The 13,749-nt window shown below is 69.3% G+C and carries 9 protein-coding genes; 3 read left to right on the top strand and 6 right to left on the bottom strand.

The features are described from left to right. Window positions 1-486 precede the first annotated feature (486 nt). Window positions 487-2,343: a beta-galactosidase family protein gene (locus ACFC14_RS08110; RefSeq protein WP_376102769.1), complete on the bottom strand. Its 1,857-nt coding sequence runs from the start codon at window positions 2,341-2,343 to the stop codon at window positions 487-489. A 94-nt stretch (window positions 2,344-2,437) separates the two neighbouring features. Here ACFC14_RS08110 and ACFC14_RS08105 point away from each other — a divergent pair, with 94 nt between their 5' ends. Further along, window positions 2,438-3,472: a LacI family DNA-binding transcriptional regulator gene (locus ACFC14_RS08105; protein ID WP_376102767.1), complete on the top strand. Its 1,035-nt coding sequence runs from the start codon at window positions 2,438-2,440 to the stop codon at window positions 3,470-3,472. Between the two features lie 187 nt (window positions 3,473-3,659). Then, window positions 3,660-4,064: a hypothetical protein gene (locus tag ACFC14_RS08100; protein ID WP_376102765.1), complete on the top strand. Its 405-nt coding sequence runs from the start codon at window positions 3,660-3,662 to the stop codon at window positions 4,062-4,064. Window positions 4,065-4,144: 80 nt separating this feature from the next. On the opposite strand, the gene ACFC14_RS08095 is transcribed toward ACFC14_RS08100, so the two are convergent. The 3 genes from ACFC14_RS08095 to purM are packed head-to-tail and all read right to left on the bottom strand — an operon-like array spanning window position 4,145 to window position 8,064. Further along, window positions 4,145-5,470, bottom strand: coding sequence for a CynX/NimT family MFS transporter (locus tag ACFC14_RS08095; RefSeq protein WP_376102762.1), 1,326 nt, complete (start codon window positions 5,468-5,470; stop codon window positions 4,145-4,147). After that, on the bottom strand, window positions 5,470-6,942 hold the full coding sequence (gene purF / locus ACFC14_RS08090; protein ID WP_136041112.1) for an amidophosphoribosyltransferase: 1,473 nt from the start codon (window positions 6,940-6,942) through the stop codon (window positions 5,470-5,472). Before purF ends, ACFC14_RS08095 begins: the two co-directional genes overlap by 1 nt. Window positions 6,943-6,948: 6 nt before the next feature. Continuing rightward, on the bottom strand, window positions 6,949-8,064 hold the full coding sequence (gene purM, locus ACFC14_RS08085; RefSeq protein WP_376102759.1) for a phosphoribosylformylglycinamidine cyclo-ligase: 1,116 nt from the start codon (window positions 8,062-8,064) through the stop codon (window positions 6,949-6,951). An 86-nt stretch (window positions 8,065-8,150) separates the two neighbouring features. Here purM and ACFC14_RS08080 point away from each other — a divergent pair, with 86 nt between their 5' ends. After that, window positions 8,151-8,756, top strand: a complete 606-nt coding sequence (locus ACFC14_RS08080; protein ID WP_376102756.1) for a zinc-binding alcohol dehydrogenase — start codon at window positions 8,151-8,153, stop codon at window positions 8,754-8,756. A 130-nt stretch (window positions 8,757-8,886) separates the two neighbouring features. Here the strand turns inward: ACFC14_RS08080 and ACFC14_RS08075 are convergent, their stop codons facing one another. Next, window positions 8,887-9,198: a potassium transporter Trk gene (locus ACFC14_RS08075; protein WP_136041115.1), complete on the bottom strand. Its 312-nt coding sequence runs from the start codon at window positions 9,196-9,198 to the stop codon at window positions 8,887-8,889. Between the two features lie 154 nt (window positions 9,199-9,352). Next, a complete protein-coding gene (locus ACFC14_RS08070; protein WP_376102753.1) occupies window positions 9,353-13,615 on the bottom strand; it encodes an HtaA domain-containing protein in 4,263 nt (1,420 codons plus the stop codon). Between the last annotated feature and the right edge of the window lie 134 nt (window positions 13,616-13,749).

Here is a 13,749-nt window from a genome sequence, read left to right as displayed (position 1 = left end):
CCATCGATTCACATCGATGTTTGCGCTATCACTCTAGAGTGACGTCCGAGGCCATATCAAGCATCCGCCGAGAGCGAGCGCAAACATTGGCCGAAAGTCGCCCACATGGACTCGCCGCCCGCACCCCACCGCACCCCCAGCCCACCGCCGCGCGCCACCGCCAGCCCACCGCCACCGCCACCGCCACCGCGAGTGCACGGGTTGTACACGAGTGCACGGGCTACACACGAGATCAAGGCGTGCACTCGGCAACAAGCCGTGCACTGGGCGACACGAGCACGAGCACCACCGCCACCGCCACTGCCACTGCGACTGCCACTGCCACTGCCACTGCCACTGCCACCGCCACCGCCACCACGACCGCGAGTGCACGGGTTGCACACGAGTGCACGAGCTACACACGAGAACAAGGCGTGCAGTCGGCAACAAGCCGTGCACTCGGCGAGCGAGCGAGCACGAGCACGAGCACGAGCACGAGCGCGCGACTCAGGAGCCGATGAACTCCTCGGTCTCGCCGAAGGAGGGCTCCTCGCGGATCTCGACCATCGCGCCGAGACCGTCGGTGTCGAGCACCACGATGTCGTTCCGCCCGGCTCTCCACAGGGGCGCCGGTGCGTAAAGCGTCTCCTGCGGACCCACCTTCCAGTACCGGCCGAGGAGGAATCCGTTGAGCCAGACCATCCCCTTCGACCCCCCGGGGAAGGCGAGCCAGGCATCGAGCGGCTCGGAGATCTCGAAGGATGCCGCGGCCACGCCGTCGGAGACCTCGGTTCCCGCATCCGTGGCGAGGCCACCCCGCACTCCTGCATCCATCCACGCGGCGGAGTCCGGAGCGTCCTGCGGGACGAGGCGGTGCGTCCATCCGTTCACCAGGCGACGGCCGATCATCACGCCGCGCATGATCCCCTTGCCCTCGCCCGTGTACGGGCCGTAGTTGATGCGGCCGAGGCTTTCGACGACGATCGTGAGTCGGCCGCCCCCGCCGGCGGCGGGCAGAGCGAGAGACGTCTCACCGTCGCGCTCCAGCACCCCGAGGGGACGACGGTCGAGGAACACCACCGCGCGGTCGTGCAGTCCGTCGATCGTGAGCGCCGCATCGGCGGGGTACGACACCTCGGCCTCATAGGCGACGAGGCCGTCTTCGGCACCCAGTTCTTCGAACGTGAGCGGGCGCGGGGTGACGTGGCCGGTCACGGGCAGGCTCGCCACGAGGTCGAGCAGGGACCCCCGGGGATGCAGCGTGGCCGACGACGCGACCTGTCGCCGCGGGGCTGCGGGAACGGGCGGGAGTTCGCGCGCATGGAACGGCGCGAACATCGCCCGGAGCGCGTGGAACTTCTCGTTGAGCGTTCCGTCTTCGCCGATCGGCGCATCCGAGTCGTAGCTCGTCACGGTCGGCTGCAGCACCCGGTCGTGGTTCGCGCCGTTCCAGAGACCGAAGTTCGTGCCGCCATGCGCCATGTAGAGGCTGACGGATCCGCCGGCGGCGAGCAGCTCTCCGATCGTGCCCCCGGTGCTGGCGGCGGAGCGCACGTGGTGCCGCTCGCCCCAGTGGTCGAACCAGCCGCCCCACAGCTCGCTGCACATGAGCGCATCGCCCTCGCGTCGCAGCTCCACGGCCCTCGCGACGCCGGTGCCGAAGGTGAAGGTGGCCATCGCGCCCGGCACGCTGCCGTGCTCGATCATGTCGCCGGTGATGCCATCGGCCGTCGTGAGCATCTCGATCATCCCCCGTCGGCGCAGCCCGTCACGGAGGTGGGCGAGGTAGCCCGCATCGCTGCCGAACGAGCCGTACTCGTTCTCGACCTGGATGGCCACGATCGGCCCGCCCTGCGAGGCCTGGAGCGGGACGAGCCGCGGGATGAGCTCGTCGTACCAGGCATCGACCGCGGCGAGGAACGCCGGATCGCTGGTGCGCAGCGCCGCGACGCGACCCGAGAGCCAGAATGGGATGCCGCCGTTGGACCACTCCGCGCAGATGTACGGGCTGGGCCGCAGGAACACATCCAGACCCGCCTCGCCCGCGAGCCGGATGAAGCGTTCGATGTCGCGCCAGCCGTCGAAGCGGATGTCTCCTTCGACACGCTCGTGGAAGTTCCAGGCGACGTAGGTGTCGACCGTGTTCGCGCCCATCGCAGCGAGGCGGCGGAGGCGGTCTTCCCACTGGTCCGGATGCACGCGGAAGTAGTGGATCGAACCGGCGAGGATGCGATGCGAGACGCCCTCGCGGAGGATCTCCCCGTCCCGCCAGGTCAGGGTGGGCACGTCGATCCGCGGCGCGGCTTCCGGGGCGTCGACGGCAGCGGAAGAGCCGTCGAGAGCCGAGGCGAGAAGGTCAGGCATAGCGCTCCAAGCACGAGTGTTTGCGTTCACATTATCGCATCACCATGGCGACCGCCTCCTGATATTCCGGCGATTGATCGCTACCATTGGTCACATGTCACCACGCCGCCCGAAAGACGACCGCGCGCCCAGCCAGGTCGATGTAGCCCGACTGGCCGGCGTCTCGACGCAGACCGTCTCGCGCGTCATGTCCGGGCAGGACACCGTGCGCCCCGACACCGCCCGGCGAGTGATGGCCGCGGTCGAAGAGCTCGGGTATCGCGTGCACGCCGCCGCCGCCTCCCTCGCCTCGGGCCGCACGCGCGTGCTGGGCGTGATCGTGGTCTCGACCGACCGCTACTCGTCTGCAGCCCTCGGCGTCGGCATCCAGCAGGCGGCCGCGGCGAACGGGTACACGGTGACCACGGCGGCGGTCGCCGATCATGCTTCCGCCGAATCGTTCCTGGAGGCCTTCGATCGACTCGAACGTCAGGGCGCCGAAGGCATCATCCTCGGCGTGCCGGTCGAACTCGACAGCCCCGCGATGCGGGCCCGCACCGAGCGCACCCCGGCCACCCGCAGCGAGCGCACCTCCCTCGACGAGGATGCGCCGCTCGCCGTGGACCAGCGCGCGATCGCCCGTCTCGCCGTGGAGCACCTCCTCGACCTCGGCCACTCGACCGTCTGGCATGTGTCGGGCGACGACTACTGGACCGAGACGCAGCAGCGCAGCGAAGCGTGGGAGCAGACGCTGCGCGACCACGGCATCGCGCCGCCGCCCGTCATCCCCGCCGACTGGACCCCAGAATCGGGCTACCGCGCCGGCCGCACGATCGCGGCCATCCCCGAGGTCACCGCGGTGTTCGTGAGCAGCGACGAGATGGCGTTCGGTCTCATCCGGGCCCTGCACGAGGCCGGCCGCAGCGTGCCCGACGACGTCTCGGTGGTGAGCGTCGACGACATCGCCCTCGCCGCCTACGCTTCTCCCGCGCTCACGACCGTCCGCCAGCCGTTCGAGGCGATGGGGCGCGCGGCCGCTCTCCGGGTCATCGCCCAGATCGAGGGGCACGAGGCGGTCGGCGAGGTGCCGTCCACCGACCCGCAGCTCATCGTGCGCTCGTCCACGGCACCCCCGCGCTCGGCACGCTGACGCCGGAGATCCCCCTCACCAGCGTCCGCAGCAGCAGGCAGCGACAGAAGATCGACGTTCTCGAGCACCTGCGGGCGCAGACGAATGTGGGCGGTCATCAGCTCCAACCGACGTCCATTCAGAGAATATTGGCATATTCAGTTGCGGCACTTACGGTCGGTTTAACACACCGATCGAAGGACATTGCATGTGGCGTGTCTTGAGCAACCACCCCTTCGGCACCAGGGCCATCGTCGCCGCTTTTCTTGTTTCACTCTTGGCTTTGGCAGGGTGCCAGTCAGGCGAACCTTACGAGGCGGACCGGCTGGTGGGCAGGACACTCTCCGATCTGCCCGAAGAGCGTGATTACGCCTGGCTCATCTACGACCTCTCATTTCCGATCCTCGGCATCGAACCGACTTACGAGGACTCTGACAAGAAAGACGATTGGGCCATCGTGGCCGCATGCAATGGTGGCGAAGAGTCATCGACCTTAGGTGAGAGCCTGGCTCTTGGAGTTATTCCCCGAGACGAATTCGAGTCCGTCAGGGAAGCGGCGAGTAACCGGGAATTCAACTCCTTGCTCATCGAGTGCTCGGGGCAGAGCAGGTAGTTCCAGTCCACCTCGTCCCCGATGGCGGGTCGACGACCGCTGGATCGCTGCGACCGCGAGTCAGATCCCAGCTTCCGAACTCACCAGCGTCCGTGCCGGCGCTCCCACTCGTCTTCGACGGTGCGCCGACGGCCCGCGACGATACCCGCGGGGATCGCGACGATCAGCACACCTGCGATCACGAGCAACGGGATCTGCCAGCCATGGGTCGTCTCGTGGAGAAGACCGACCAGCAGCGGGAAGGTCGCCGCGATCGCATAGCCGATGCTCTGCACGAAACCGCTCAGTGCGACCGCGCTCTCCGACGTGCGAGCGCGGATGCTCAGCAGCACGAGGCTCAGCGGGAACATGATGGCTGTGAGTCCGAAGATGCTCACCCACAGCGGCAGCGCGACGGTCGGGAACAGCAGGAGCCCGGCGAGCCCGACCAGACCGCCGATGACGGCGACGAAGAAGAGCGGGCGCGTGGCCTGGAAGCGGACGACGAGCACCGGCACCAGCAGCGAGCAGGGCAGACCGATCAGCGCGAACAGCGAGAGCAGGAAGCCGGCCGTCGCCGGGGTCACACCGCCGATGTCGATCAGCATGGTCGGCATCCACGCGAACGAGACGTAGGCCATGGTCGACGAGGTGCCGAAGACGACCGCGAGCGCCCACGCGAGAGGCAGCCGCCACAGGCGAGCGAAGTGCCGCCGGTTCGCGGGGGCGTTGGAGATCGGTCCGGTGGCGGTCGCGACGGCATCGCGGAAGTCGTCGACTCCGTCGGTGGGATCGGGGACGAGGAGTTCCGTCTTCATCGGCTCATCGCGGCGCGAGCCGTTCTTGAGCAGCAGCGCCACCCACGGCACGAGCGCGATCCCCGCGACGATGCCCCACATCCCCAGCGACACCCGCCAGCCGAGGGTGTCGGCGACCGGGACGGCCGCCAGCGGCGGCAGGAACGTCGACACCGCCAACGTGGTCGAGTAGATCGTCATCACGATCCCGAGCCGATCCGGGAAGTACTTCTTCACCAGCGGCGGCAGCAGCACGTTGCCCGAGCCGACACCCGCGAACACCACGACGGTCGCGGCGAGCAGGGTCGTCGAGTCCACCGCGAACCCGCGCAGCAGCATGCCCAGCGCCATCAGGGTGATCGCGGCGACCGCCATCCGCTCCAGCCCGAATCGGCGCTCGAGCAGCGGGGTGAGCAGGCCGAAGATCGCGAAGCAAACCGGGGGTGCGGCGCCGATCAGGCCGACGACCACCGGCGAGACCGGGAAGTCCGCGGCGACGTGGTCGATGACCGGCGACAGGGAGGCGACCGCCGAGCGCAGCGAGAACGCCACCAGGACGATCCCCACGAGCGCGAGAGCCCGACCCTGCCACAGCGGTCGGCCCTTCGACGAGCTCAGGGACCCGGACATCAAGAGGTCTGTGACCCCTCCACCCACGCGAGGTACTCATCCGAGACCGTGCCGGTCACATACCGGCCGTCGAAGCAGCTCATGTCGAGATCGGTGAGGACCGACCCCTCGATGATCGCGGCCTTGAGGTCTTCGACCTCCTGATAGACCAGGTGATCGCAGCCGAGCTCGGCGGCGATCTCGGGGATCGTGCGCCCGTGGGCGATGAGCTCGTGACGCGACGGCATGTTGATGCCGTAGACGTGCGGATGCCGCACGGGAGGCGCCGCAGAGGCGAAGGTCACCGAGGCGGCGCCGGCGTCCCGCGCCATCTGGATGATCTCCTTCGAGGTCGTCCCGCGCACGATCGAGTCGTCGATCAGCAGCACGTTCTTGCCCTGGAACTCGGTCGACATGGCGTTGAGCTTCTGGCGCACGCTCTTCTTGCGCACCGCCTGCCCCGGCATGATGAAGGTGCGGCCGACATAGCGGTTCTTGTAGAAGCCCTCGCGGTACTCGATGCCGAGCTTGCGGGCGACCTCCATGGCCGCGGGGCGCGAGGAGTCGGGGATCGGCATGACGACGTCGATCTTGTCCATCGGCACGTGCTTGGCGATGGTGTCGGCGAGACGGTCGCCCATGCGCAGGCGCGACTCATAGACGGAGATGCCGTTCATGACCGAGTCGGGGCGGGCGAGGTAGACGTACTCGAACGCGCAGGGCGCGAGCGTCGCGGCCGTGGCGCACTGCTTGGAGAACAGCTCGCCATCGTTGGTGATGAAGACGGCCTCACCGGGCTCGACCTCGCGGACCACCTCGTAGTCGCCGTTCTCGAGCACGAGCGACTCGCTGGCGACGACCCACTCGTCCTTGCCCTCCGCGCCGGGGACGGTCGAAGGACGACGACCCAGGATCAGCGGACGGATGCCGAAGGGGTCGCGGAACGCGAGCAGACCGTAGCCGGCGATCACGGCGATCACGGCGTAGGCGCCCTCGATGCGCTCGTGCGTGCGGGCGACGGCCTCGAAGACCCGTTCGGGGTCGAGGTCGACGGTCGACGTCGTGTTCTGCAGCTCACCGGCGAGCACGTTGAGCAGCAGCTCGGTGTCGCTCGACGAGTTGAGGTGACGGCGATCGCGCTTTGCCATGTCGGCGGTGAGCTCACGCGTGTTGGTGAGGTTGCCGTTGTGGATGAGGATGATGCCGTACGGCGCGTTCACGTAGAACGGCTGCATCTCCTCTTCGTTCGAGGCCGTGCCCTTGGTCGCGTAGCGCACGTGACCGAGGCCGACGTTGCCGAGCAGCGCGCGCATGTCACGAGTGCGAAACGCCTCGCGGACCATGCCCTGCGCCTTGGCGTTGTGCATCACGCCGTTCGCCTCGGCGGTGGCGATGCCCGTCGCATCCTGGCCGCGGTGCTGCAGCAGCAGGAGTGCGTCGTAGATGTCCTGATTGACCGGGGCAGAGCCCACCATTCCGACGATGCCGCACATGGGCTCTTACTTCGCTCCGTCCGCGTAGGCGCCGACCAGGCGCACTGCTCCACCGTCGACGCCCTTGGCGCCCTGTTCGAATTCGCCGGCCGGACGCGCGCCGAAGCCGACGGTCCCGACCTGCCACGAGGGCATGCCCTCAGCGTTCAGCGCCGCGATCGCGGCATCCTTCTTGTCTGCGGCCACCACGCCGAGGAAGCCGATGCCGAGGTTCCAGGTGCCCTCCGCGGACTCCAGCGTGGAGCCGGCGATATCGCTGAGCACCCGGAAGACGGGGCTCGGCGACCAGCTGCTGCGGTCGACCTCGGCCCAGCTGCCCTGCGGGAGCACGCGCGCGAGGTTCGCCGCGATGCCGCCGCCGGTGACGTGGCTGAGCGCGTGGACCCCGCCGCCGAGCTGCTCGATGAGACGCAGCAGGGGAAGGGTGTAGAGGCGGGTCGGCTCGAGGAGTGCCTCGCCCCAGGTGGTGCCGAAGTCGGCGGCGTTGTCGCCGTAGCCGATGCCGGCACGGGTCACGATGTGGCGGACGAGCGAGTAGCCGTTGGAGTGCAGTCCGCTGGAGGCCACCGCGATCACGGCATCGCCGTCGCGCACTCGATCCGCGCCGAGGATGGCATCCGCCTCGACCACTCCGGTGGCCGCGCCCGCGACGTCGTAGTCGCGCGGGCCGAGGAGTCCGGGGTGCTCCGCGGTCTCGCCGCCGACCAGCGCGGTACCCGTGGCCGCGCACGCCTCGGCGATGCCGCGGACGATGTCGGCGATGCGCTCGGGAACGACCTTTCCGCACGCGATGTAGTCGGTCATGAAGAGAGGCTTCGCTCCCACTACGACGATGTCGTCGACGACCATGCCGACCAGGTCCTGGCCGATCGTGTCGTGCTTGTCGATCGCCTGCGCGATCGCGACCTTCGTGCCGACGCCGTCGGTGCTGGTCGCGAGCAGCGGGCGACGGAAGTCGCGCAGCGCACTGGCATCGAACAGGCCGGCGAATCCGCCGACACCGCCGAGCACTTCGGGGCCGTGCGTCGCGCGCACGGAAGACTTCATCAGCTCGACGGCGAGATCACCTGCAGCGGTGTCGACGCCGGCTTCGGAATAGGGATTGGTGGGGGAGGCAGCCACCCCTCCAGCCTACCGCCCGCAGCCGGTCCGACTCTCCGCGAAGTCGCACCTCGGATCCGGACCCCCTCGCCGCCTACGATGGGGCCATGGCCGACAAGCCGCAGTGGCTCATCCGCGAAGACGCGAGCGTTCCGGTGCTCGTCGCGCTCGCGCTGCGTCAGCGACTCGGGATCCGCGCACCGGAGGACCTTCCCGCCCTTCGCGACCTCGCCGTGCGCGCGCCGGATGCCACGGATGCCTCCTCGGCCGTCGAACAGCAGTGGCGGAACTACTGGGACATGACGGTCGAGCCGCGCGCGCACCCCTCGGATGTGCCGCTCGAGCTCATCGACGGTTTCGAGACCCTCGTGGCCCTGCCCGCCACGGGTGCGGAAGAGCTCGCCGCCGCGATCGCCCCGCAGGCGACATCCGCTCTCCTCTATGCGCACGCCGCGCACGATCGGTATGTGAGTTCGATGAAGAGCCACACCGGAGGCGACGCCTACCGCGCCTATGCCAGCGCGATCGCGGAGTTCGAGCGCGAGGTCGGCCGTCGCGCGCACTCGTTCGAGCTGAACGTGCAGGTGCTGCCGTTCTCGCAGCGCGGCATCTGGTGGATCGGAGACCTCACGGTCGCGGTGACCGACGGGCTGCGCCGCGACGTCGTGGCGTTCGACACCGCCATCCGCCCGGTGATCGCCGAGCTGGCGTAGCGCTCCGCGAGGGCGCCGATGGGGCGCCGAGTGCACGGGTTGCTCGCGAGTGCACGGGAAACGCGCGCGCGAAAGCCGTGCGCTCGGCAACAAGCCGTGCACTCGGCGCGAAAGCAGGTGCGGAGGGAGCTCAGTCCTCGACGACGGTTTCGCGGTCGACCTGCACGACGCGGTCATGACGGCGGGCGATGCGCTCCATGACGAGCCCCGCGACGCCCCCCAGGGCGATGCCGATCGGCACCGTCCACAGCAGCAGGAAGCCGAAGACCTGGCCCGGCGGGTAGACGATGTCGAGAGCCTGCGACTCGTCGAAGCTGCCGGTCCAGGTGAGGATGCCGGCGGCGATGATGCCGAGCACCACGCCGATGCCCATGAGCACGCCGTACCGCGGCACACGGCGCACGGTCGCTTCGACGGTCTGGTGGGTATCGGTGGGGGCCATACCTCCATTGTCCCACCGTCGGCCGATGCCGGGAACCCGGGGTGGCGTCCGCGAGGTCGTGCACTTGTCGGGCGAAAGTACGGATGCCGGACCAATCAGGCCCACCGCTCCCTGCATCCGTACTTTCTCCCGACATCCGTACCGGGTTCTCGATTCAGACCTCGGTCGTCGTCTCCGCGGTCTCGGACTTGCGGTTGCGACGGGCGATCAGCACACCGCCGGTCGCGGCGAGCGCCACGACCACCAGGCCGCCGACGATCCACGGCCACACCGGGGCGCCCTCTTCGTCTGCCGGCTCGGTCACCGCGTTGACGGCGGTGGTGGCTTCGGAGTCGACCTCGGCCTCTTCCTCCACCGCGACGCCGCACTCCGCGTCGACCGGGACGACCGCGGTCACCGGGTCGAGCGCCTCGCCCGCGGCGTAGGTGCCGAAAGCGGCAGCCCCCGCCTCGGTGAGTGCCGTCGGGATCGCGTCGAGCGAGAGCTTCCCGTCGACGACTGCGGCATCACCGAGGGCGAACTCCGCGAGGCGGACGGCCTTCTGGTCGACGCTCGCGCCGTCCTGCGTGGTGCCGCTCACGTCGAAGACGAGGTAGCCGTTGTCGCCGGCGAGCTCGAGTCGGGCGTTCCCCAGCGTCGTGTTCAGCGCGCCGTCGTGGCCGGTGAACGTGATGCTGCCTCCGTAGGTGATGACACCGGAGAGGGTCTCGTCATCGAACGAGCCGGTGCCGCTCTCCCAGACGTAGTCCGGGTAGCGGTACTCGACGTCGGTCAGCGTCCAGCCGCCCTTCGCGATGCCCTCGATGTAGGTGCGGAACGACTCCTTGTACCCCCACTGGAGCGTGGCGCCCTCGACCGTGCACGCGCCGATCACGGTCTTCGCGCGGGTGAGCGTGAACGACAGACCGCGGTCGACCGAGCCCTGCAGGGTGAGCGTGTGCGCGCCGTCTTCGAGGCTGGCGGGCAGCGTGCCCGACCAGGTCGCGACGCCCGCGGCATCCGCCGTCACGGAGTCGAGGAGCACGGGGGTCGAGTACACGACGACCTTGATGCCCTCTTCGTTCGGCTGGAAACCGGATGCGGTGATGGTGGCCGGCTGCCCGGACTCGAGCGCGGCGAGGTTCTCCGCGTCGACGTCGATGCCGTCCGATGCCGGCGGGGCCGCGGGCAGGGTCGTCTTCGCCTTCACGGCGGCCGCAGCCACGGTGCCCGTGTTCCCCGCGGGCGCCGCCGCGACGGAGCCGATCGTGAACGTGACCGGGTTGAGGTCGGTCGAGTACCCCGCCAGCACCCGATCGCGTCCGGCGGCCGTCAACGACGCCGGTGCTGCGGTGTAGGTGACGGCACCGTTCGCCGAGATGCGCGCCGCCCGCGAGAGGTCGAGCGTCGCGAACGGCACCTGCGCACCGCCGCTGGTCACGGAAAGTGTCGCCGCTCCCGCCGAGGTGATGCGGATCTGCGGGTTCGACACGGTGACGTCGAGCACCCCGTGGTGGCCCGTGAAGCGCACCGATCCGCGGTAGACGACGCTGCCGAGCCCGGTCTTCACGTCGAAGTCGCCCCCGACGGTCTGACCGAACTGGAACTGGCTGCCCGAGCGCGTCGCACCGTCGGAGACCGAGATGGCCCCCTGGGCGATGCCACCGGTGACGTAGCGGGCGAAGTCCGAGGAGATCGCCCAGCGGAGTGACCCGCCGGGAACGCTCGCCGGCGGGGTCGTCGGCGTCGTCGGCGGCTTCGGGTCGGTGGGCTTCTCACCGAACAGCGCGCGCCACTGGGCGTCCGTGATCGTAACCGTCGAGCGCGCATAGATCGTGTCGGCGGTGGGCATGGAGTGCTGCTTCCACGCGATCACCTCGTACGACTTCGTGCGATCGAGGTTCTTCGCCGCCGTCGTGAGATCGACCGCGAACGAGCCGAACGTGATGCTCTGCACGTACTGCATGGCGAGGAAGCCTCCGGAGGCCGTGACATCCGCCTCCGTGCCCTTCTCGATCAGTGCGACGTATGCGCCCGGGATCGACCCGAGCTTCGTGGCCGCGGCCGTCACGGTCAGCCCGTCCTTCGCCGTCGCCGTCTTCACGGTCGCGCCGAGTGCGGGGCCCTCCGGGAGGATCGCGTTCCACTGCTCGTCGCTGACCGGCACGGTCGCACGGGCGTAGATGGTATCGGCGTTCGGCATCGTGTGCTGCTTCCACACGATGACCTCGTAGGACTTCGTGCGGTCGAGCTTGTCGGCGGCAGCCGTCAGGTCGACGGAGAAGGCGCCGCCCTCGATCCCGCGCACGTACTGCATCGCGAGGAAGCCGTCGGAGGCCGTGACATCCGCCTCGCTGCCTTTCTCGATCAGTGCGACATACGCGCCGGGGATCGCACCGAGCTTCGTGGCCGCGGCCGTGACGGTCAGGCCGTCCTTCGCCGTCGCCGCCTTCACCGTGGCGGTGAGGCCCGCGGCGTCGCCGTAGTTCAGTGCGATGCTCTGCTCCTGCGCGGCGTTGGACACTCCGCCGGCACCGTAGGTGTACACGCCGTAGGAGCCGGGGGTCGCCGCCGCGTCCTTCAACGTCAGGGTCGCCCGGAACGTGCCGTCAGCGGCGATGTCGACCCACTGCGCGCGGATCGCACCCTGATACTGCTGCGGAACCTGGTTCAGCACTCCCTCGGACAGCGCCCAGACCTGTGCCCCGACCGAGCGGGTCGACGACGCCGCACCGGAGGACGGCTGCCACGCCGAGGCGAAGTTGCCGAACACCACATACGTGCCCTGCGGCAGATCCTTCGGGATCGGAACGCCGCGGCCCCCGACGTTGGCCGCCGGGTCGTAGCCGGAGCCCTTGACGACGATCTTGTCGCCCGCCGCGAGTGCGGAGCCTCCGGCCGGGGTGGTGCCGTCGGCGAGGAAGACCTCGATCGAGGGAGCGAACGTCGGAGCGACGAGCGCATCCCACTCGGCGTCACTGATCGCGACGGCGCCGCGAGCATAGATGGTGTCGGCGTTCGGCATCGTGTGCTGCTTCCATACGATCACCTCGTACGACTTCGTGCGGTCGAGCTTGTCGGCCGGGGCGGTGAGCTCGACGGTGAACGCGCCGCCCTCGATCCCGCGCACGTACTGCATCGCGAGGAACCCGCCGCCCGAGGTGACCGCCGACTCGGTGCCCGTCTCGATCAGTGCGGCGTACGCGCCGGTGATCGTGCCCAGCTTCGAACCGGATGCGGTGACGGTCAGCCCTTCCTTCGCGGTCGCGGCCTTCACGCTCGCGGAGGCGACAGCGTTCTCGGTGTAGTCGAGGGCGACGCTCTTCTCCTGGGCGGCGTTGGACACTCCGCCCGCGCCGTAGGTGTACACGCCGTAGGAGCCGGGGGTCGCCGCCGCGTCCTTCAACGTCAGGGTCGCCCGGAACGTGCCGTCGGCTGCGATGTCGACCCACTGCGCGCGGATCGCACCCTGATACTGCTGCGGAACCTGGTTCAGCACTCCCTCGGACAGCGCCCAGACCTGCGCTCCGACCGAGCGGGTCGACGACGCCGCACCGGAGGACGGCTGCCATGCCGAGGCGAAGTTGCCGAACACCACATACGTGCCCTGCGGCAGATCCTTCGGGATCGGAGCGCCGCGGCCTCCGACGTTGGCCGCGGGGTCGTAGCCCGAGCCCTTCACGACGATCTCGTCGCCGGCCTTGAGCGCCTTGCCCGTCGCGGGGGTCGTGCCGTCGGCCAGGAAGACCTCGATCGCCGGGGAGAACGGCGTCTCGCCCGGGTCTGTGCCGGGGTCGGTGCCCGGGTCGGTGCCGGGATCCGTACCCGGGTCCGTGCCGGGGTCGGTGCCGGGATCCGTGCCAGGGTCGGTCCCGGGATCGGTGCCGGGATCCGTGCCAGGGTCGGTCCCGGGATCGGTGCCGGGATCCGTGCCAGGGTCGGTCCCCGGATCGGTGCCCGGGTCGGTGGGCACGGGACCGAACACGGCGTCCCACTGCCCCGCCGAGATCGCGACGTCGCCGCGGCCGTAGATCGTCGTCTCGTTCGGGTTCGAGTGCTTCTGCCACACGAGCACCTCGTAGGACTTCGTCCGATCGAGCGAGCCGGCGGGCGCATCGAGCGTGAACGTGCTCGCCCCTCCGGCGACCGTCGGCATCACGAACGCCGCGTATCCGCCACTCCCGCTGAGGCCGGCCTCGGTGCCCTTCACGATGAGGGCCGCGTATGCGCCTTCGACCTCCGGCAGGCCGCTCACCTGCACCTGCGCGCTCACGCCGGAGGTGGTCGCGGAGGCGACCGTCGCTGTGACCGCGGCTCCGGCGGCATGCGCGGGCGGGACGATCACCACACCGGCGGCGACGAGGAGGAAGGAGACGAAAGCGGCGAGCAGCACGCGTATGCGGGTGCTCCCTGAGGATGCTGTGGCTGTGGCGTTCACGTTTCTCCACGGCTCCGGGCACGCAGAAGAGCACGCGCGCCGGCGGTGCCGCAATGCAGTCGGGCGAAGGGTCGGATGTTGGTTAGGCTTGGCTAAGCAAGCCGCCGTTCCTGAGCGTAGAGGTGCGAATCAGC

Origin of the sequence: Microbacterium sp. NPDC055988 (assembly GCF_042269505.1) — a bacterium.
Taxonomy (GTDB): Bacteria; Actinomycetota; Actinomycetes; order Actinomycetales; family Microbacteriaceae; genus Microbacterium.
This window is presented reverse-complemented; position numbering and strand designations above follow the sequence as displayed.

Coding starts and splice junctions, on each gene's coding strand:
- ACFC14_RS08110 (WP_376102769.1), bottom strand. CDS start 2,343: ATGCCTGACCTTCTCGCCTCGGCTCTCGACGGCTCTTCCGCTGCCGTC.
- ACFC14_RS08105 (WP_376102767.1), top strand. CDS start 2,438: ATGTCACCACGCCGCCCGAAAGACGACCGCGCGCCCAGCCAGGTCGAT.
- ACFC14_RS08100 (WP_376102765.1), top strand. CDS start 3,660: ATGTGGCGTGTCTTGAGCAACCACCCCTTCGGCACCAGGGCCATCGTC.
- ACFC14_RS08095 (WP_376102762.1), bottom strand. CDS start 5,470: ATGTCCGGGTCCCTGAGCTCGTCGAAGGGCCGACCGCTGTGGCAGGGT.
- purF (WP_136041112.1), bottom strand. CDS start 6,942: ATGTGCGGCATCGTCGGAATGGTGGGCTCTGCCCCGGTCAATCAGGAC.
- ACFC14_RS08080 (WP_376102756.1), top strand. CDS start 8,151: ATGGCCGACAAGCCGCAGTGGCTCATCCGCGAAGACGCGAGCGTTCCG.
- ACFC14_RS08075 (WP_136041115.1), bottom strand. CDS start 9,198: ATGGCCCCCACCGATACCCACCAGACCGTCGAAGCGACCGTGCGCCGT.